The 18,913-nt window shown below is 63.8% G+C and carries 17 protein-coding genes and 4 tRNA genes; 13 read left to right on the top strand and 8 right to left on the bottom strand.

Annotated elements, in window-relative coordinates; all coding sequences use genetic code 11:
• The first annotated feature begins 66 nt into the window (after positions 1–66).
• From AOT83_RS10520 to AOT83_RS10505, 4 genes are read left to right on the top strand one after another with little or no spacing between them, the layout of a single operon-like run.
• Positions 67–1,422, top strand: a complete 1,356-nt coding sequence (locus tag AOT83_RS10520; protein ID WP_234797660.1) for an 8-oxoguanine deaminase — start codon at positions 67–69, stop codon at positions 1,420–1,422.
• A complete protein-coding gene (locus AOT83_RS10515) occupies positions 1,422–2,234 on the top strand; it encodes an FAD binding domain-containing protein (protein ID WP_030093712.1) in 813 nt (270 codons plus the stop codon). The genes AOT83_RS10520 and AOT83_RS10515 overlap by 1 nt, the downstream gene beginning before the upstream one ends.
• Complete coding sequence (locus tag AOT83_RS10510) at positions 2,231–4,939, top strand: molybdopterin cofactor-binding domain-containing protein (protein WP_057966014.1); 2,709 nt, start codon at positions 2,231–2,233, stop codon at positions 4,937–4,939. The genes AOT83_RS10515 and AOT83_RS10510 overlap by 4 nt, the downstream gene beginning before the upstream one ends.
• Complete coding sequence (locus AOT83_RS10505; RefSeq protein ID WP_057966013.1) at positions 4,936–6,009, top strand: XdhC/CoxI family protein; 1,074 nt, start codon at positions 4,936–4,938, stop codon at positions 6,007–6,009. The genes AOT83_RS10510 and AOT83_RS10505 overlap by 4 nt, the downstream gene beginning before the upstream one ends.
• 10 nt (positions 6,010–6,019) lie before the next feature.
• On the opposite strand, the gene AOT83_RS10500 is transcribed toward AOT83_RS10505, so the two are convergent.
• Together AOT83_RS10500 and AOT83_RS10495 are read right to left on the bottom strand one after the other, a co-directional pair.
• Positions 6,020–6,910 carry an aldo/keto reductase gene (locus AOT83_RS10500; RefSeq protein ID WP_030093709.1) on the bottom strand — a complete coding sequence of 297 codons (891 nt, stop codon included), beginning with the start codon at positions 6,908–6,910 and terminating at the stop codon, positions 6,020–6,022.
• A gap of 263 nt (positions 6,911–7,173) precedes the next feature.
• Positions 7,174–7,899: a sensor domain-containing protein gene (locus AOT83_RS10495; RefSeq protein WP_131726958.1), complete on the bottom strand. Its 726-nt coding sequence runs from the start codon at positions 7,897–7,899 to the stop codon at positions 7,174–7,176.
• 238 nt (positions 7,900–8,137) lie between these two features.
• Here AOT83_RS10495 and AOT83_RS10490 point away from each other — a divergent pair, with 238 nt between their 5' ends.
• The gene (locus AOT83_RS10490; protein WP_057966051.1) at positions 8,138–8,380 is read left to right on the top strand and encodes a hypothetical protein; all 243 of its coding nucleotides are present in this window, start codon (positions 8,138–8,140) and stop codon (positions 8,378–8,380) included.
• Between the two features lie 364 nt (positions 8,381–8,744).
• Here AOT83_RS10490 and AOT83_RS10480 read toward each other — a convergent pair.
• From AOT83_RS10480 to AOT83_RS10470, 3 genes are all read right to left on the bottom strand, one after another.
• Positions 8,745–8,819: transfer RNA gene (locus tag AOT83_RS10480), tRNA-Val, on the bottom strand.
• 9 nt (positions 8,820–8,828) lie between these two features.
• Positions 8,829–8,902 (bottom strand) — tRNA-Cys (locus tag AOT83_RS10475).
• A gap of 26 nt (positions 8,903–8,928) precedes the next feature.
• Positions 8,929–9,001: transfer RNA gene (locus AOT83_RS10470), tRNA-Gly, on the bottom strand.
• A gap of 168 nt (positions 9,002–9,169) precedes the next feature.
• Between AOT83_RS10470 and AOT83_RS10465 the strand changes: the two genes are divergently transcribed.
• Positions 9,170–9,241: transfer RNA gene (locus AOT83_RS10465), tRNA-Val, on the top strand.
• 32 nt (positions 9,242–9,273) lie between these two features.
• Here the strand turns inward: AOT83_RS10465 and AOT83_RS10460 are convergent.
• Together AOT83_RS10460 and AOT83_RS10455 are read right to left on the bottom strand one after the other, a co-directional pair.
• Positions 9,274–10,323, bottom strand: coding sequence for an alpha/beta fold hydrolase (locus tag AOT83_RS10460; RefSeq protein WP_057966010.1), 1,050 nt, complete (start codon positions 10,321–10,323; stop codon positions 9,274–9,276).
• Between the two features lie 181 nt (positions 10,324–10,504).
• Positions 10,505–11,095: a TetR/AcrR family transcriptional regulator gene (locus AOT83_RS10455; RefSeq protein WP_030093651.1), complete on the bottom strand. Its 591-nt coding sequence runs from the start codon at positions 11,093–11,095 to the stop codon at positions 10,505–10,507.
• Positions 11,096–11,191: 96 nt separating this feature from the next.
• Here AOT83_RS10455 and AOT83_RS10450 point away from each other — a divergent pair, with 96 nt between their 5' ends.
• On the top strand, positions 11,192–12,079 hold the full coding sequence (locus AOT83_RS10450; protein WP_057966009.1) for a hypothetical protein: 888 nt from the start codon (positions 11,192–11,194) through the stop codon (positions 12,077–12,079).
• Positions 12,080–12,553: 474 nt separating this feature from the next.
• Positions 12,554–13,681 carry a diguanylate cyclase gene (locus AOT83_RS10445; protein ID WP_057966008.1) on the top strand — a complete coding sequence of 376 codons (1,128 nt, stop codon included), beginning with the start codon at positions 12,554–12,556 and terminating at the stop codon, positions 13,679–13,681.
• 10 nt (positions 13,682–13,691) lie between these two features.
• Here the strand turns inward: AOT83_RS10445 and AOT83_RS10440 are convergent, their stop codons facing one another.
• Positions 13,692–14,321, bottom strand: coding sequence for a TetR/AcrR family transcriptional regulator (locus tag AOT83_RS10440; RefSeq protein WP_057966007.1), 630 nt, complete (start codon positions 14,319–14,321; stop codon positions 13,692–13,694).
• Between the two features lie 254 nt (positions 14,322–14,575).
• Here AOT83_RS10440 and AOT83_RS10435 point away from each other — a divergent pair, with 254 nt between their 5' ends.
• The 5 genes from AOT83_RS10435 to AOT83_RS10415 are packed head-to-tail and all read left to right on the top strand — an operon-like array spanning position 14,576 to position 18,782.
• Positions 14,576–15,391: a class II aldolase/adducin family protein gene (locus AOT83_RS10435; protein WP_057966006.1), complete on the top strand. Its 816-nt coding sequence runs from the start codon at positions 14,576–14,578 to the stop codon at positions 15,389–15,391.
• A 25-nt stretch (positions 15,392–15,416) separates the two neighbouring features.
• On the top strand, positions 15,417–16,460 hold the full coding sequence (locus AOT83_RS10430) for a membrane dipeptidase (protein WP_057966005.1): 1,044 nt from the start codon (positions 15,417–15,419) through the stop codon (positions 16,458–16,460).
• 32 nt (positions 16,461–16,492) lie between these two features.
• On the top strand, positions 16,493–16,885 hold the full coding sequence (locus AOT83_RS10425; protein ID WP_057966004.1) for a RidA family protein: 393 nt from the start codon (positions 16,493–16,495) through the stop codon (positions 16,883–16,885).
• A 2-nt stretch (positions 16,886–16,887) separates the two neighbouring features.
• Complete coding sequence (locus AOT83_RS10420; RefSeq protein ID WP_057966003.1) at positions 16,888–17,757, top strand: MBL fold metallo-hydrolase; 870 nt, start codon at positions 16,888–16,890, stop codon at positions 17,755–17,757.
• A complete protein-coding gene (locus tag AOT83_RS10415) occupies positions 17,754–18,782 on the top strand; it encodes a 2-dehydropantoate 2-reductase (RefSeq protein ID WP_057966002.1) in 1,029 nt (342 codons plus the stop codon). Before AOT83_RS10420 ends, AOT83_RS10415 begins: the two co-directional genes overlap by 4 nt.
• The last annotated feature ends 131 nt before the right edge of the window (positions 18,783–18,913 follow it).

Raw genomic sequence — 18,913 nt, 5'->3', positions numbered from 1 at the left:
GCACATCGCACGTCAGGTCCGCAGCCCAAGGGTTACCGGCAGGTCGCACCGATGAGTCCAATTACGTTGATCGAGAATGTATTCGTGGCCACCGTGGATCGCGACGGTCGTGAGCTCGACAGCGCGACTGTGGTCATCGACGGCAATCTGATCGCCGCGATACTGGACACCGGTCAGCTGAACCCCTGGCAGGCGCTGCCGGGCATCGAACATGTGGATGGCCGTGGCTGTCTGCTCACACCCGGGCTGGTCAATACACACCACCACCTTTATCAGTGGATCACCCGCGGGCTTGCCGCCGATCACACACTCTTCCAATGGCTTAGCGCCCTGTATCCGGTGTGGGCGGGCATCGACGCCGATGGTCTGCATGTGGCGGCGCAGGGTGCGTTGAGTTGGCTGGCGTTGTCGGGATGTACCACCACCACCGATCACCACTACGTCTTCCCTTCGGGCGCAGGTGATCTGCTGGAAGCCGAGATCGAGGCGGCGCGGGAGGTCGGCCTGCGGTTCGACCCGACACGCGGGTCGATGGACCTGGGGCAGTCGGCCGGCGGCCTGCCACCCGATGATCTGGTGGAGTCGATCGACACCGCCCTGGAGGCCAGCGCCGCGGCCGTCGAACGCTGGCATGACCCGGCACCCGGATCGATGGTGCGCATCGGGCTGGCCCCCTGCTCGCCGTTCTCGGTGACAACCGAGCTGTTGCGGCAGACGGCGGTGTTGGCCCGCGAGCGCGGTGTCCGGATGCACACTCACCTGGCCGAGACCCAGGACGAGACCGACTACTGCACCCAGCGGTTTGGCTGCAGCCCCCTGGATTACATGGACGAGCTGGGCTGGCTGGGACCCGATGTGTGGTTCGCGCACGGTATTCACTTCGACGACGCGGCCATCGCCCGGCTGGCCGGCACGGGAACCGGAATCGCGCACTGCCCGACTTCCAACGGGCGCCTGGGCGCCGGTATCGCCCGTACCCGGGAGCTGCTGGCGGCCGGGGTGCCGGTGGGTCTGGGCGTGGACGGCGCTGCATCCAATGAGTCGGGGCGGATGCTGGAGGAGGCGCACCAGGCGCTGCTGTTCGCCCGCGCGGTCGGAGGGCCCACGGCGCTGAGCACGCGCACCGCGCTGGAGCTGGCGACGTTGGGAGGGGCCCGCCTCCTTGGTCGTGCCGACGAGATCGGCTCTATAGAGGTCGGTAAGTACGCCGACTTGGTGTTGTGGGACCTGCGCACGCTGGGGCACCGCGGAATCGATGATCCGGTGGCCGCATTGGTGCTGGGTGAGGTACCGCCCGTGAAATGTTCGTGGGTGGGCGGCCGGTCCGTCGTCAGGGACGGGCAGATGCTGACGGTGGACACCGATCGGATCGCGGCCGCGGTGCAGGCGGAGCATCATGGATTGATGGGCAGGGTGCGCTGATGGACTTGCACACCATCGACTCGGTGCTGATTCCGCGGGACCGCGCTGATCTGGGCGGTCTCGGGACGCAGGACGGCGTGCTGGCGGGCGGCACGTGGCTGATGAGTCAGCCTCAGCCGGGGTTACGGCGTTTGGTCGACCTCGCCGGTATGCGCTGGCCGGACCTGGTGGTGACCGAAGAGGGCCTGCAGGTCGCGGCTACCTGCAGCATCGAACGACTGATCACTGCCTCATATCCACCCGAATGGCAGGCCACCGTCCTTTTCGGGCAGTGCGCGCGTGCCCTGCTGGCCTCCTTCAAGATCTGGCGCGCCGCGACGGTCGGAGGCAACATCTGCCTGGCCCTGCCCGCAGGGGCGATGATCTCGCTGTGCGCTGCCCTGGATGCCGAGCTACTCATCTGGCGCGGCGACGGAACCGACGAACGCTGCGCCGTTACCGACTTCGTGACCGATATCAACACGACAGTATTGCGTCCCGGTGATGTGTTGCGTGCCATCATCTTTCCCGCCGCGGCGCTCACGCAACCGACAGCATTGCGCAAGGTCGCGTACTCGGCGCTGGGGCGCTCCGGTGCATTGGTGACCGGGCGCCTGGACGGCCGCGACATCGTGCTCGGGGTCTCGGCCGCAACGCGTAGGCCAATCGTGCTGCGGGTTCCCGCTGAACCGGAACGTGTCGCGCGGGCCGCGGCGGCCATCCCGGGCGCGCAGTTCCATACCGATGCTCACGGCACCGCCGACTGGCGGCGTGCGGTCACCTCCCAACTGGCCCGCGAGGTCGCTGACGAGCTGACCGGAGGCCGCGCGTGAAGGTCAACGGTCACATCATCGACAGCAGCCCCCGACCCGGGCAGTGCCTGCGCACCTTCCTGCGCGAGCACGGCCACACCGAGGTCAAAAAGGGTTGCGACGCAGGTGATTGCGGTGCCTGCACGGTGCTGGTGGACGGGGCATCGCAACACTCGTGCATCGTGCCCGCACATCGCGTCACCGATGCCGAGATCCTCACCGTGCGTGGCCTCGGGGACGAGCAGGGCCTGCATCCCATGCAGCACGGCTTCATCGGCCATGCCGGATTCCAATGCGGATTCTGCACCGCCGGAATGGTGTTGACGGCGGCCACACTCACCGAGGATCAGACCGAAGACCTGGGAAATGCGTTGAAAGGCAACCTGTGCCGGTGCACCGGTTACCGGCCTATTCGCGCCGCGATCTGCGGTGCGGCGCCCCCGCAAGGGGTCGTCAGTGCCCCTGCAGCGGCGAAGGTGGTGACCGGCACCGAGCCGTACACCATGGACCAGCTGCCTGCCGGGGTAGGACATATCGCGGTGCTGGGCAGCCCGCACCCGTCGGCCCGTATCACCCGGATCGACACCCGGAAGGCCCGCGACGTGCCGGGAGTGCGCGCGGTGCTGTGTTATCGCGACGACCCAGGTGTGCCGTTCTCCACCGCACGCCATCACGAGCGCACCGACGACCCCGACGACACACTGATTTTCGACCGTGTACTGCGGTTCGCGGGACAGCGCGTCGCCGCGGTGGTGGCGGACTCGCCGACCATCGCGCACCGGGCGCTCGAGCACATCGACATCGAGTACGAGGTACTGCCGGCGATCTTCGATCCGGAGCTCGCGCAGCAGCCCGGTGCACACATGGTGCATGGGGATAAGGGGCCTGGCGCCAGGATCGCCGATCCCGCACGCAATCTGGTCGCCGAGGTGCACGGTGAGGTCGGTGATGTCGAGGCTGCGGTGACCCGGGCCAGGGAATCAGGGGCGGTGGTCAGCGGCAGCTGGCAGACGGCGCGGGTGCAGCACGTGCACCTGGAAACCCACGGCGCGGTGGGCTGGCAGGACGAGCGCGGGCGCTATGTGCTGCGCACCAGCAGTCAGGTCCCGTTCCTGGTGCGCGACGAGCTGTGTCATGTTTTCGGCCTTGCACGCGAACAGGTTCGGGTGTTCGCACCACGCGTCGGCGGCGGGTTCGGCGCCAAACAGGAGATGCTTACCGAGGACTTGGTGCTACTGGCGGTGCGTGTCACCGGGGCGCCCGCGGTCTATGAGTTCAGCCGCACCGACCAATTCACCATCGCGCCGTGCCGTCACCCCATGCGGGTGAACGTGACCGCTGCGGCCGGACCCGACGGGGTGCTGACCGCCCTGGCCGTCGACGTGCTCTCCGATGCCGGGGCCTACGGCAACCACAGCGTCGGGGTGATGTTCCATGGCTGTAACGAGTCGATGGCCCAATACCGCTGTGCCAATAAACGTGTCGACGCGCAGGCCGTGTACACCAACAACATTCCGTCCGGTGCGTTCCGTGGCTATGGGCTGGGGCAGGTGCTGTTCGGTATCGAATCGGCCCTTGATGAGCTGGCACGTGAACTCGGCATCGACCCGTTCGAGTTCCGGCGCCGCAATGCCATCGTCCCGGGAGACCCGTTTGTCAGCTGGGAGGTCGAGGAAGACGACCTGGAGTTCGGCAGCTACGGGCTGGACCAGTGTCTGGACCTCGCGCAGGACGCGCTGGCTCGAGGCGGTGCCGATCCGGCCCATAACGGGTCGGCCCTGTCTGCGGAGTGGAAGGTAGGGGAGGGCATGGCGATCGCCATGATCGCGACCGTGCCGCCGCGTGGGCATGTGGCCGATGCGCGCGCCGAGCTGGACGAGCAAGGGCGTTATCGGATTACCGTGGGCTCCGCCGAGTTCGGCAACGGCACCACCACTGTGCACGCGCAGCTCGCGGCTGCGGTACTGGGATGCGCACCGGGCCAGGTCGACATTCACCAGGCCGACACCGACGGGGTGGGCCACGACACCGGTGCGTTCGGCTCGGCCGGCACCACCGTCGCTGGTCTGGCCGTGCACCGTGCGGCAGAGCTGTTGCGCGACAAGATCATCCGGTTTGCCGCGGCGAAGCTGGCGGTGCCGGAATCACGGTGCGTGTTGGCACCCGACGGCGTGCGAACCGGCGAGGAGCTGCTGGGGCTGGCCGATATCGCGGGGTCGGCACCGGAGCCGTTAGCCGCACTGGGCCGCCATGAGGGCACGCCCCGGTCGGTCGCCTTCAACGTCCAGGCATTCCGCGTCGGTGTGCATCCGGGCACGGGCACCGTGCGCATCCTGCAATCGATACAGACCGCCGACGCGGGGGTGGTCATCAACTCGCAGCAGTGCCGCGGCCAGGTGGAAGGCGGTGTGGCACAGGCCATCGGTTCTGCGCTCTACGAAGAGATCCTGGTGCAGGACGGCTTTGTCAGCACCACGGCACTGCGCAACTATCACATTCCGCGACTGGTGGATTTGCCCGATACCGAGGTCTACTTCGCCGACACCTATGACGCGTTGGGGCCGCTGGGAGCCAAGTCGATGAGTGAGTCCCCGTACAACCCGGTGGCCCCCGCGCTGGCCAACGCGATCCGTGACGCCGTCGGGGTTCGGATGCATCGCCTGCCGATGAACGCGGCACGCGTGTGGCAGGCCATCAACGCATCCGGTACGGGAGCGTCCTCATGAAGAACGTGCTCGGTGATCTGATCGACCTGCTCGAGGGCGGTGGCGCTGTCGCCCTGGCGCGCGTCGTGGAGGTCAGCGGTGCGGCTCCGCGTGAGCCCGGTGCGGCGATGCTGGTGACGGCCGATTCGGCGGTCATCGGATCGCTGTCCGGTGGATGCGTGGAGGCTGCGGTCATCGAGACCGCGCGGGACGTGCTTGCGACGGGGCTGTGTGTGAATGAGCGGTTCGGTGTCGACGACGGTATTGCTCCCGGACTCACCTGCGGCGGTGAGATCGAAGTCGTCACCGAGAGGGTGGGCACCGACAAACTGCCGCTGTTGCAGCGGTTGCGTGCGCTGATCGAGGCGGGGGAGCCGGTGGGGTTGGTGGGCACACTGTCGGGTGTTCCTGATTGGGCTCTGGTGCGGCCGGGTGAATCGGCGCCGTGGTCGCAGATCGACGGCACCATCGCGTCGTTGGTGCGGGCGGGGCGCAGCGCGGTGGCGGGTGCCGATCGCTGTGAGCCCGATCAATCGGCGCGGCCACGCGTGTTTGTGCAGGCGTTCGGAGCACCGCCGCGGATGATCCTGGCAGGGGCCAACGCCTTCGTGCGGGCGTTGAGCCACACGGGAACCCAACTGGGTTACCGGGTTACGGTCGTCGATGCGCGTGAGGTGTTCGCGACGGCGGCGCAGTTCCCGCACGCCCATGAGGTGGTGGTCGACTGGCCGCATCGATACCTGCGCGCCGAGGTGGCGGCCGGGCGCGTCGACGGGCGCACCGTGGTGTGCGTGCTCACCCACGACCCGAAGTTCGATGTGCCGATGCTGGCGGCGGCGCTGACGACAGCATCGGTGGCATTCGTCGGCGCGCTGGGCTCGCGCCGCACCCACACCGAGCGGGTGGCCCGCCTGCGGGAGGAAGGCGTCACCGACGATCAGTTGCGGCGCTTACACAGCCCGCTGGGCCTGGACCTCAATGCCCGCACACCCGAGGAGACCGCGATATCCATTGCAGCGCAAATCATTGCGGAAACCTCGGGAGGATCAGGGCGGGCACTGAGCGACACCGAAGGACCGATCCACCGGTGACGACTAACGGCTAGGCGGCGCGCCTGGCCAGCTGCTCCCGGTGCCATCTACTGCGCTCAGAATGGTGCGCCGAGAATCCCTCGTTGGGATGTGTCCCCAGCCGGCCGTTGGGTTTGTCGAACTGAACGAACACATCGAGATCCTCTGGGGACAAACTGAAATCGAAGATCTGAAGATTCTCCGCCAGCCGGCTCGGCGAGCAGGTCTTGGGAATCACCACATGTCCCAATTCGATATGCCAACGCAGGATGAGTTGCGCGGGGGTCTTGTTGTGTTTTGCGGCCAGCGCAGCCAGTGGGGAGTCCTCGGTGGTGCCGATTCCCTGGGCCAGCGGGCTCCAGGCCTCGGTGACAATTTCCCGATCGGAGTTGAACTGCCGCAACTTTCGCTGCTGGAAGTACGGGTGTAACTCCACCTGGTTGATCACCGGTAGTACGCCGGTCGCATCGACGATGGCGTGAACGTGCTCGGGCTCGAAATTGGATACCCCGATGGCGCGGATGCCGCCGGACAAATAGAGCTGCACGATCTGCTGCCAGGCGGTCACATACTGCCCGTGATCCGGTGCAGGCCAATGGATCAGGAACAGATCCACGTAGTCGGTGCCGAGCATGTCGAGGCTGCGCGCGAAAGCGCCCGCCACATCACAGAAGTCGTCTACCCACAACTTCGTGGTGATGAAGACGTCTTCGCGGGGTATGCCCGAGCGGGCGATGCCCAGACCGACTCCTCGCTCGTTGCCATATCTGGTGGCGGTGTCGATATGTCGGTATCCGGTGTCAAGTGCTTGCCGGACAATGGTTTCCGCTTCGGCATCGGGGATTGCGGCGACGCCGAGCCCGAGCTGCGGGATGTCCACACCATTGTGGAAACGAACTTTCGGGACAGTGCATCGTTGCATGACGGACTCCAATCACTCTGCGGCTGAAGGAGCAGTGGAATTGATACCCGGGAGCGACACGTCCTTGTGACAGTTGAAACTGTAGAACTGTCAGTTGAATTCGGCATCTATGACGCTGCTCACAGAATCGCTGTGAACTTGCTGAAATCGCTGAACAGTAAGGGGATTTGGTGCCCGCAGAACTATTCGATTTACACGATCCTTACGTCGCGAGTGTCGCGATTGGTCCGTGTGCGATGGCAAAAACGAGCGCAGGAGGGGGCTTATGCGGTGGCGTTGGCCTTGACCAGGCGGGCCACGGATTGGGCTTTGTCACTCGTGGCGTCGGTGCGTCCGCGTACCGATACCTCGATGATGTACTGCGATGTCTGGATGGCAGCTCGTTGTGTTTGGCGTGGCGCCAGATGCTGCGGTCCGGTCGAATCGGTGACAATCGCATGCACAAAATCTGATGAAATATGATCCTGCGCAACTTTTTTGATTTCCACATTGGTTGCCGCGCCGGTCCCGGTGCCTTGTGTGGTGAACGGCGTGTCCTGGCAATGGCGCCAGTTGGTCTCCAGGTTGGTGAACCAGATTCGGGCACTGCCCGGAGAATCCAGCTCAATAATCTGGATCTCTATCGTCGTTCCCGAACCAGTTCCCCGGATTTTCCAGCGTGTGGACCATTGCTGCTGTATCGCCTGACGTACCGGAGCTTCGGCGAATGTGGTGCCCCAACTGGGTGAGGCAACACCCAGGCACTCGACAGAACTTGTGCGGGTATCCGCGCTGTGGGCATTGGCTGCCGCGAGATCGAGCCTTTCGACGCGCGCATCCGAATGGAGCCGGAGCGCCAAAAGCGAAGACATCTGGGCATCATCGGGCAGGATCTCGGCGGCGGAACCAACGTGTCCTTGACCCACATTCGCGGCGCCGGGAACCACACACCCGGCCAACAACCCGCCCGCGATGAACAGGCCAGTCAGCTGCACTCGTAGCGCTTGCACCAGCAATTTCTAGTGCGGAAAAGACAGATGGTCAAGCCGCAAATATCGCTGGATTCTTTGTGTTTCAGCTACCGATAGGGTGAAAAAGTGAATGCTTACTTCACCCCGATGCAATGAGAAATGAACACCTGACGGCGAACTGTTCTCAGGTCAACTCAGCGACGAGGCGCGCGCTCTGTGGTTAAGGGCATCTGAACTACCGGTTGACGGGCCAGGTGTGGTGGCTCACGCTTATGCCATGTCTGGAATGAGTGAGCAGGCATTAGTGGCGGCGGTCCAGCAGCGGTTGATGGCGATGTACTCGTGGTTGTCGGCCGAACACGTCTCGGCTGTGGTGCAGGGTGCGCACGCACAGTTCGTCGATTGCCGGGTGCGTGAGTTTGTGCCGTTGTTGGTTGAACGACGTGCCCGCGCGGAGTTGGCGACGGCGAGTTCGTCGAGTGCTGTGACGGCCGAGGGGGCTACCGCGCGTCTCGCGTAGTGGGGTACCGGTGATGTATGCCGTCTATGAGGCGGTGGGCCTCATAGAGGTCTCTGCGCATCGCGGCCGCCCGGCGGTGGTGATGCCGGTGGGTTGAGCTGTGCTTCGGGGTATGTCGGATGAGGTGCTCTGTCTTGGCCATGTTTTGTGACACTTCGCTGACATGCTCGTAGAGCGATACCAGGAGTGTGCGGGCCTGTGCCACAGAGGCATCCTCAGTCACGTGCGCATTTTTACATCTGATCACTCACGTGTACAGCTACCTGCTGGGCCCGGCGAAAGTGCTTCAACTGTCTGTTGAGTCGCGAGCGTGGCTAGGCGTGGGAAGAGCGCTTGTGCAGTCTTTTGACCTGCGGAAAAACTGTGGTGCGCGATACTGGGATTGAACCAGTGACCTCTTCCGTGTCAGGGAAGCGCTCTCCCGCTGAGCTAATCGCGCGGGTCTTTATGGAGGTGGAGACGGGAATCGAACCCGTGTGCACGGCTTTGCAGGCCGTTGCCTCACCACTCGGCCACTCCACCGCTAGGGATGCCTGTCTACCCCTTCGAGCGGATGACGGGATTCGAACCCGCGACCCTCACCTTGGCAAGGTGATGCGCTACCAACTGCGCTACATCCGCGCGCAACGGGTGAGATCGTCACCCGGTGCGAGTTGAAACAGTAGTCGAACGGAAGGTTTATTCACAAATCCCTTGCGTGCGCGGCCCGTCGGCGGCCGGACTGCGGTGTTTCCGGCGTCTCGTGCTAGCCTTTCACCTCGGTTGATCAGCCATCAACGATCAACATGCGGTCTCGTAGCTCAGTGGAAGAGCACTCGCCTCACACGCGAGGGGTCGCTGGTTCGAACCCAGCCGGGACCACCGAAGAAGTACAGGCAGACGAGATCAGCCACTTACTTGCGCCCGTCCAGCTCGGCCAAGAACTCATCGATAGCCGGCCACGTCTCATTGACACCAGCCGACAGCGCCACCAGTCCGAGGTGACTCGCCTCCACCGTGGTGAACCGAACGTCCGCAGACTTGAGCATCGTCATGCCGTGATGCACACACTCCCACGGTGCGATGGCATCACGGTGGCTGCCGAACAGCTGGATCGGCAACGTCAGAGCCGTCAGATCCAGGGTGTAACCGGCCACGTTGACCACGCCCGCGGCGATCTCATCGTGATAGATGAATCGGCCCCACATCTGCGAGACGGCCCGTCCTGGATAACCGGGGAAGGCGTCCTGGAAGCGGTCGATCACTTCGGCCTTGGCCAATGCTTCGGTGTTGTCCAGATTGTTCAGGAGGAACCAGGGCCGCTTGATTTCTCGGTCCCATGAGGTGGCGCGGTAGGCGGCCTGTACCACTGGTGCGGGAATACCGCCGAGCGCTCGTAACACCGTGGTGACGGCATAGCCGTTGGTGCGTTTGGTGATTCGGCGTGCCTCGGGATATCCCGGGATTTTTCCGTAGTCCAACGGGGTGCCGATGGCGACGATCGAGCGGATCGGCAATCCGCGGTCGGCTGAGGCGGTTAAAAGGCTCAGGGTGCCGCCCAGGCTCCACCCAATCAGGTCCAGCTGTGCCTTCCCGGAATCGATGAGTACCCGCTCTATGGCCTGCGGAATGATATCGGCGAAGAAGGCCTCTAGACCCAAATGCCTATCTGCCCAGCCGATCTCGCCGTAGTCAACGACGTACGGTGTGCGTCCCTGCTCGAGCAGGTGTGCCACCAGCGACTGCCCCGGTGCGAGGTCGTAGCATGTCGCCGACGCGGCCAGCGGCGGGACCAATAGGACTGGAACAGCACTGGACTCACGCGGATCGTCAGTGCCGTAACGGCGCAACTGGCGATGTGGCTCGTCGAACAGGGCGACATGGCTGGTCGGTGTGGGTGGGCGCACCCCGTCGCCGAGAGTGAGGGCGAACAAGTTCCTCGCTGAGACCGGAATCGAGACCATAGTGAGTTCGTGTTCTCCTTCTTGCTGACACTGCCCGGTTTAGTGATGGGCACCAAAGCCTTTCAGTAGACCGGTCGATGTACAACGGTTTGTGGCGCGCACGACACGTGGGTGCACAGGCCACAGAGCCTGGGTTGGATCGCAGCGAGGCCGCGCGTTGTCGTCACTGCACTGTGCGTCGTCAGCTTTTGAGGTAGTCGATCGAGGTGTCGATGGCTGCGGCCAGATTGTCTGTGGTGCCGGTGGTGAACATCATGACGACGCCGCCGTGGATGCCGGCCAGGAGCGAGGAGGCGCTACGGTCCGGGTCGATGTCGGGCCTGATGTCGCCCGCCATTTGCATCTGCTCGATACAGGTCCGGATGAACGCGTGCCATTCGCTAAGGAGCTTGGCTGCTATCGCCGTGGCGGCGGGTGTGGTGGGTGCCAGTTGATTCATCAGCACAGTCAGTGAGCAGTCTGCGCCGTGACGGTCGTATTCGCCGAGCAACTGGTCGCGCCAGGCCGCCCAGGCATGCCAGCTCAGGAGTGGGTCGATCCGATCCCGGACGGCGTCGAGCACACCTGTGGCCAGGAAATGAGAGACCGCTGTAAACAGTTCCTCCTTACCGTCAGGAAAGTAGTGAAACAGCTGACTCTTGCTGATCCCGGCGTGTCGGCAGATGTCGTCGAGGGTGGTGTTGATGACGCCGCGATCGATCAGAACTTCGGCGGCGCCGGCAATGATCAGCTGCTTGGTCGCTGTGCCTTTCGCTGTCAAACCCGAGGGCATTTTTTGAGCGTAGTCAAACCGTACTTGCGGGTCCATTTTTCGTGCTGAATCCTGTCTTCAGGGCCGCTACCAGCGGCGTTACCAAGAGGAGGAACGATGTTGCCGGTATTGGTCACGGGTGCGACAGGCAACACCGGAAGGTTGGTCGCCGCGGGATTGCGCCAGCTCGGGGTTGAGGTGCGCGAGGGTTCGCGTCGGGGCCATCCGACGTTCCAGTGGTATGACCAGTCGACCTGGCGGCGCGTACTCGACGGCGTTGGCGCCGTCTACATCGCGACCCCGATCACGGCCTGGGTTCGCAAAGGCGAGCAGTCCCCACCGGTCGGATTCGCTGCGGATGCGGTGGAAGAGTTCGTTGAGGTTGCGGTCACCCAGGGTGTGCAACGTCTGGTGTTGCTGGCCGGGCGTAGCGCCCGAGCCGAACCGGTGAACGAGTTCATGGTGGATCTGGAACGCCCGGTACGTCAGTCGGATGTGGAGTGGACAGTGTTGAGTCCCAGCGTGTTCAGTCAGAGCTTCGCGCTGAGCCCGGTCCGTGAGGGCATTGCCGCTGGGCATGTCGACTACATCGCAGTATCTGATGAGGTCCCTATCGACTTCACCGATGTCACCGATATCGCGGAGGCGGCGGTGCGCGTGCTCACCACTCCAGGACATGGCGGCATGACCTACGAGCTGTCCGGCCCGCGCGCGCTCACCGAGCGCGAAGCCATCGCGATCATTAGTCGTACCCTCGGCCGCGAGATCACTTCTCGCCGGATCGACTTGCAGCAGGCCCTGCAATCGGGCAGCGGCGCGGGCGGACTCACAGAGGATTCGATGGCTCTCATAGACATGGCGATACGAGGGCGGGCAACCAGCGCTTACTCCCTGCCCTCCAACGGAATCCAGCAACTGCTCGACCGCGAACCACGCTCCTTCGAGGAGTTCGCCCGCCAAGCCGCCGCATCTGGCGTTTGGACCTCGACGACCGAGATCACGTGACTTCTTGGCCACCTGTCTCGACGTAGCCACGATGCCGCCCACGAGTGCACGCGTCTGCTCTGCCACTCGACCGTTGCGGATTGCATGACCGCGCGGAGCTCTGCCTACCCGGCGAGCTTATCTGCGTGCGTAGGACCACATCATGTTCGGGCAGCAGGATTCAAGAGTGGTGGCCCAGGTCGGAGGTCATTTCACAGGGGACAGTGGGCTAGTTCGCCGTGAAGGCGTGAGCGAGGATGGTGTCACGTTGGCGGAGTTGCGGTTTCAGTTCCTGTGACTTGGGCTTCTTTGGCTTTCAGGTGGGTATGCAGGGTGCTCGTCGGATATGCAACGGTTTGTGGCATGCACGACATGTGGGTGCACGGCCGCCACCACGCCAGATCGTCTTCACATGAGGGCAGTCTTGCCACTCTGGGGATCGTGTGTTGCCATACTTGCCTCGGTCGGGATGAACTGAAGCACGATAGGGGATACATGGGTGCGTTCACCGGCACCGGAGGAGTCACGAGCGCTTTGCCTCTCGGTGACCTAACACGGTGGTGGAGCTCGCCGTCACGCTACGACCAGATGATGGGCTACTTCTCGACGCGCTCCATGCGTGTGGCGCTGCGTGCTGCCGTCGGCGGATGCGCCGGCGCACTGGCTCTCATCCCACTCGCGATGGAGTTTTCGCCGATGGGGCCGCGTACTGGCGTATGGCGTTGGCTCGACATTCTGGCGAGCCTGCTCGCATTTTTCTGGATGCTGCGCTGGTGGTTAGGGCCGCTGCCGAAGGAATCCGAATCTGTGGTGTTTTCGGTTACTTCGGTTGCCTCCGTGTGCATAGCCTGCTTCGCGGACTCCGACAGGGGCACCGGCATGCACGGCCTTATCTCCTTGTCTCTGATGGCGATCTACATATGTTCCTTCCACGGCGCTCGGCTCATCGTTCTGTACTTGCTTACATCTCTGGCCACACTGACCTTCCTCGCGATTGCGATTGATCTGCAGCAGGGGTGGGCCGTGGCCATGGCGGATTCGGTAGTCACCGCGACGCTGCTGGTTGGGGTGCCGCCGATCATCCACTTCGCGCAACTGGCGCTCACCAGCGATGCCAGGGCGGCTGGGATCGACCCGCTCACCGGCCTGCACAACCGGCGAGGATTCGATGATCAGTCGATGGCCCTGGCCCAGGCGGCACGGGCTGATCGATCTGAGCTGAGCATCATCATGATCGACATCGACCGGTTCAAACAGATCAACGATCGGTTCGGGCACGGTGTCGGCGACCAGGTGATCGCCGATGTGGGTTCGCGCATCAAGGCGATCTCCGGCAGCGCTGCCGTCGTTGGGCGTGTTGGCGGCGAGGAGTTCTGTGTCGCATTACTCGGGCCCGCCGCGCAGGCGCGAGAGGTCGCCGAGCAGATCCGGGCGGGCTCGGAATCGCTGGATGGCATGGTCACGGTCACGGTCAGTGTCGGGCTCGCCACCAGCACGCTGCCCACGTCGAATGCCGCTCCGGACAACCTCATTGGGCAATTAGTCGCCGACGCCGATCACGCGATGTATTCCGCCAAGCGGCAGGGCGGTAACCGGCTTGAGGTCTGGAGCGTCACCGGGTAGGACGGCGCCGCTATCCGACACCGGACATCGTCCCTACGGGCTGGGAGAACGCGCGCAGCATGGCAGGGAAGGCCAGGCGTTCCAGCATGCGTGTCTCGGCCAGCTCAGGCTCGACGTAAAACTGTGCGGCCACACCTTCACGCAGGGCGGTGGCAAGCCGGGCGATGAGCTCGGCATCGATGACTAGTTCCCGCTTCGCGATCGTCATCAGTTCGTTGATGATGCCGGCGGCCTCGCGCCGCAGCCGTGCGTCGTGCTCGGCCAGCACCGCCGCGGCGCTTGGCTCACGGATCGCGTACAACGTGAACTCCATGCTGATGAGATACCAGCGGCGTTGCGCAGGGCCCTTGTCGTCGATGGTGGCGATGAAGGTGCTGATGGGGTCGGGACTCGTGCGGCATTTATCCAGCGCTGCCCGCAGTGCGGCGATCAGTTGGTCGCTGCTGGCATCGAACAGAGTGAAGAAGAGTTCATCCTTGCCCGTGAAGTTTGAATAAAACGCGCCTCGCGTGAATCCTGCCTTTTCGCAGATGTTCTCGATGCTGGCGCCATGGAATCCGCGGTCGGCGAACACATCGAGTGCGGCCTCCATCAGGCGGGTGCGGGTCTGTTCGCGTCGGCGCGTCGAACCGGTCGGCATGGGCGCCCCTTCGGTGGTGTGATCCGTTAAACGTATTTTCGATACAGATACGTATCCTACAGTGATCACGCGCAAAATAGCTGGAGAACCTGCGAGATGGCGGTAGGACGATTCGTAATGGTCAGCCATCTGGTTGATCTGTAATCAAACACTATTCGCTTCAGAATCTTCGGATGCTGCTCCTCTTGACGGGTTTTCCGCAGCGGGAGTAGCTTGTGGTCATCAGATACAGATATGTATTGAAAGGTGAGTACATGACCTCCGGAGATGTTGTGGTGGACGAAGGGTTGTCCGCGTACATGGTCGGTTCCTCCGATGCCGTCCCGATGAGTCCGGCACCGGAGGTGACGGTCGAGCAGGAGCGTGATCGCCGGCTGCGCGAGTTGGCGGCGGCATTCCGGATCTTCGGGGCATTCGGCTTCTCCGAAGGGGTGGCCGGGCACATCACCGTCCGCGACCCGGAGTTCCCCGACACGTTTTGGGTGAATCCCTTCGGTATGAACTTCCGGCACATCACGGTGTCCGATCTGATCCAGGTCGATCACGACGGCAACGTGATCACCGGCAGCCGGCCGGTGAACAGGGCGGCGTTCTGCATTCACTCCGAGGTGCACAAGGCCAGGCCCGATGTGATCGCCGCGGCGCACGCGCACTCGATACATGGCAAGGCGTTCTCATCGCTGGGGCAGCCGCTATTGCCCATCACGCAAGATGCATGCGCCTTCTACGAAGACCACGCGGTGTACACCGACTACCGCGGTGTGGTCAGCGACCTCGAGGAAGGCCGGGCGATCGGATCCGCGCTCGGATCCACTAAGGCGGTGATCTTGCAGAATCACGGGCTGCTTACCGTGGGCCACTCGGTGGCGGAGGCCGCCTGGTGGTTCATCACGATGGAACGCTCCTGCCAGGCGCAGCTGCTCGCCATGGCCGCCGGTGAACCGCGATCGATCGACCATGACACCGCCGTCTCGGTCTACAACCAGATCGGCACCCCTGTCGCCGGATGGTTCCAGTTCCAGCCGCTCTGGGACGACGTGATCAGAACGGCCCCTGAGGCCCTGCGATGATGCCCGGAATTGAGGGGCGCCCGATATGAGCACCACGGTCGAGCAAGCCAGGAAGCTCAACGACACCGCGCTGACCATCGACATGCACACCCACGGCCTGAGCATTGTGCCGCGATGGCTGCGCACATTGGGCGCCAAGACAATAGACATGCAGTCCGAACCGCTGTCGCAGCTGCCCAAGGGCAAGGTAAACCTCGCAGTCGTCACCGCGGTCGGGGACGCATTGCTGGGTACCGCATGGCGACTGCGCTCGCCATGGAATGGCGTGAAGGCCCAGCTGGAGCTGGCCCGGGCCGAGGCCTCCGCGGCGGGTATCGCGGTGGTGGAGACCGTAGAGCAGATCGAAGCAGGAGACACCGCCACAGTCATGCTTGGTGTCGAAGGCGCCGATGTCGTGGGAGCACAACCGGATCGGCTGATCGACCTTCACCGCATGGGAGTGCGGGTGCTGGGTCTGGTGCACTACGCGGACAACGCCCTCGGAACGATCGGTACGTCGGTGACCGGGAGCAGGGGCAGCCGGGCAGTGCGGGCCGGACGATACTCCTCGGGCCTGACCGCCCTCGGTAAAGAGGTTGTCGCAGAAGCCAACCGGCTGGGCATGCTGATAGATCTGGCGCACGCCGACGCGGCTACCACCTTGGCCGTCTGCGATCAGACGTCCGCACCGGTGGTCAGTTCGCACACCGGCGCGTTGGCGGTCCATGAATTCCCGCGCTACATCAGCGACGAGGAGGCGCGTGCGATATCCGCCACCGGCGGCCTGATCGGATTGTGGCCGATGGGGTTTCGCGGCGTCGGCATGCGAGACCTGGATGAATTCGCTCGGCACGCCTCGCACCTGGCAGAGCTGGTCGGTCCCGAGCACCTCTGCATTGGAACGGATATGAACGGCATACCCAGGTATGTCCCGGGGTTCGACGGGCCCACCGGATTTCCGTCGCTGATCGACGCACTGTTGCGCACCGGCTTCGATGCGTCCGGGGCGGCCGGGGTTCTCGGCGGTAATGCCCTGCGTGTCCTGAAAGAAGCCCTTCCCGGTCCGTCCGCGAGCGGGCGCACCTCATAACCCTCTCATTCATTGGTAGCAAAGGAGTTCGGATGGCCAAGGCTCAGATCGAAACCAACGCGGCGCCAGATCCCGTCGGCGCCTATTCGCAAGCCGTTCGCATTGGTGACACTCTGCAGGTGTCCGGGCAAGTGGGGATCAATGCCCAGACCCGTTCGCTGGCCGGAGAGACCGTCTACGCGCAGACCGTCCAGACATTGCGCAACATCGAGGCGATCTTGAATGCAGCCGGAGCCGATTTCGCCGATGTGCTAATGCTGCGGGTATTCCTTCATGCCCCAGAAGGATTCGCCGAGCTGAACAAGGCGTTCGAGGACACCATCAGCAAGCCCTACCCGGCGCGGACCACCCTTTTCGGTGGGCTCTCGCCCGGGCTGCTGGTGGAGATAGATGCGCTCGCGAAGCTTTCCGGGACAGAGGATTGACCATGCGCATTCATCACCTGAACTGTGGCACGATGGCGCCCGTCGGGAAGCGGCTCATGGAAGGTGCGGGAGCACCCTGGCAGCGCGGCCGGCTGATTTGCCATTGTCTGCTCGTCGACACCGGAACGCGGCTGCTACTTGTCGACACCGGATTTGGCCTCCGTGACATCGCTGATCCGGTGGCAAGGATCGGCCGTCCCCTCAAGCTTCTGCTCAACCCTCGGTTCGCCGAATCGGAGGCAGCGGTGCGCCAGGTGCAGGCGCTCGGTTATGACCCTGCCGATGTCACCGACATCGTGCTCACCCATCACGACCACGATCACGTCGGCGGAGTCGACGACTTTCCCAACGCGCGTTTGCATGTGCACGCGATCGAAGCAGAATCCATACGCGCGCAGCTGACACTGCACGACAAGGTGCGCTACAGCGGGCAGCCCGAACTCATGGGACGTAGAGAAGGTGACCGCTGGTCCGAGTATTCGATCGGTGGCGATCAGTGGTTCGGCTTCCGCGCCGTGCGGCAACTCCACGGTCTGCCGGAGGAGATCGCGATCATTCCGCTTCCGGGGCATAGCCGCGGGCATGTCGGCGTGGTGATCGACACCGGTGGCATCGGGCGCCGGCGGTGGCTCGTGCACGCGGGTGATGCCTTCATGCACCCCGATGAAATGCTCACAGATCCGCGATGCCCATTGGTGTTCAAGGTGTTTCAGAGCCTGGTGCAGGCCGATGCCACCTCGCGGCTGTACAACGCGCAACAGCTACGAGAGCTGGCCACGCGCGACGACGTGGAAGTCATCAACTCGCACAATCCGTACTATTGGGACCGCGCCCACGCGACCGCGCGGAGCGTTGAGGTTGGAGCCCAATGAGAATCGCTGTCGCGGGAGCCGGAAGCATCGGCTGTTATGTGGGCGGCAGGCTGCAGGCCGCCGGGCATGACTTGGTGTACATCGGCCGCGCCGCCCTAGGCGAGTCGATCACCGAGCGTGGTCTCGCTCTTTCGGACTATCTGGGTTGGTCGGCGACGATTCCCGGAGACAAATGCGTGTTCTCCGAAGACATCGATGCGGTGCGCGCCGCCGATGTGGTGCTGGTGACGGTGAAATCGGCCGCGACCGCGGAGATGGCGGCGTCGCTGGCCGACAGGCTCCGCCCCGGAGCTGTGGTGGTCAGTTTGCAGAACGGGATACGCAACCCCACCGAGATATCGCGATACGTCACGCAGCACCGCGTCATCACCGGAATGGTCGGCTTCAATGTCGCGCAGGTCGGGCCCGCGCACTTTCATCAGGGCACACAGGGAAAACTGTCGATCTCCACGGGTGCAGAATCCCTGGCACAGGCACTGACCGGCAGCGGGTTGCCTACCGCCGTGTATGAGGACATGTCGGCGGTGCAGTGGGGAAAGCTCGTGGTCAACCTCAACAATGCTGTCAACGCACTCTCCGGCTTACCTCTGAAAGCCGAACTGGGACAGCGAGACTACCGCCTGGTGCTGGCCGCCGCGCAACGCGAGGCACTGGGGCTGCTGCGCCGCGGTAACCAGCCGGTGGTCAGTCCTCTTGCGGCGCCGCTCGCGTTCATGCCCTGGGTGCTGCGGATGCCGGACGCCGTGTTCGCCCGGTTGGCGCGGCAGATGGTCGAGATTGACCCTCAGGCGCGTTCGTCCATGCTGGACGACCTCACCCGTGGCAGGCCGACCGAAATCGACTACATCAACGGGGAGGTGGTCGAGCTTGCCAAGAAGCTCGGCGTGAGTGCGCCCGTCAACGCTACGCTCGTCAGCCTGATCCACCAGGCAACCGCATCCGGTGAGAAGTGGTCGGGTTCGGAGCTGCGCCGCGAAATCGACGATCGGACAGCGGCGCATGTGATGACCATCCGGGGGAAATAGACCGCGATGTGACCACGGCGCGAAACATCGAGACCGCATAGATGCTGTCAGGAGGTTTGGGCCGATCGACTTGATTTCCAATCGACTTCCAACCTGTCGTCTATAGCGTAAGTGGTCGCGATCGCGGCGAT

Source organism: Mycobacteroides sp. H001, assembly GCF_001440005.1.
GTDB classification, from domain to species: Bacteria; Actinomycetota; Actinomycetes; order Mycobacteriales; family Mycobacteriaceae; genus Mycobacterium; species Mycobacterium gwanakae.
Note: the sequence above shows the minus strand (reverse complement) of the source record. Positions and strands in the feature narration are given on the sequence as shown.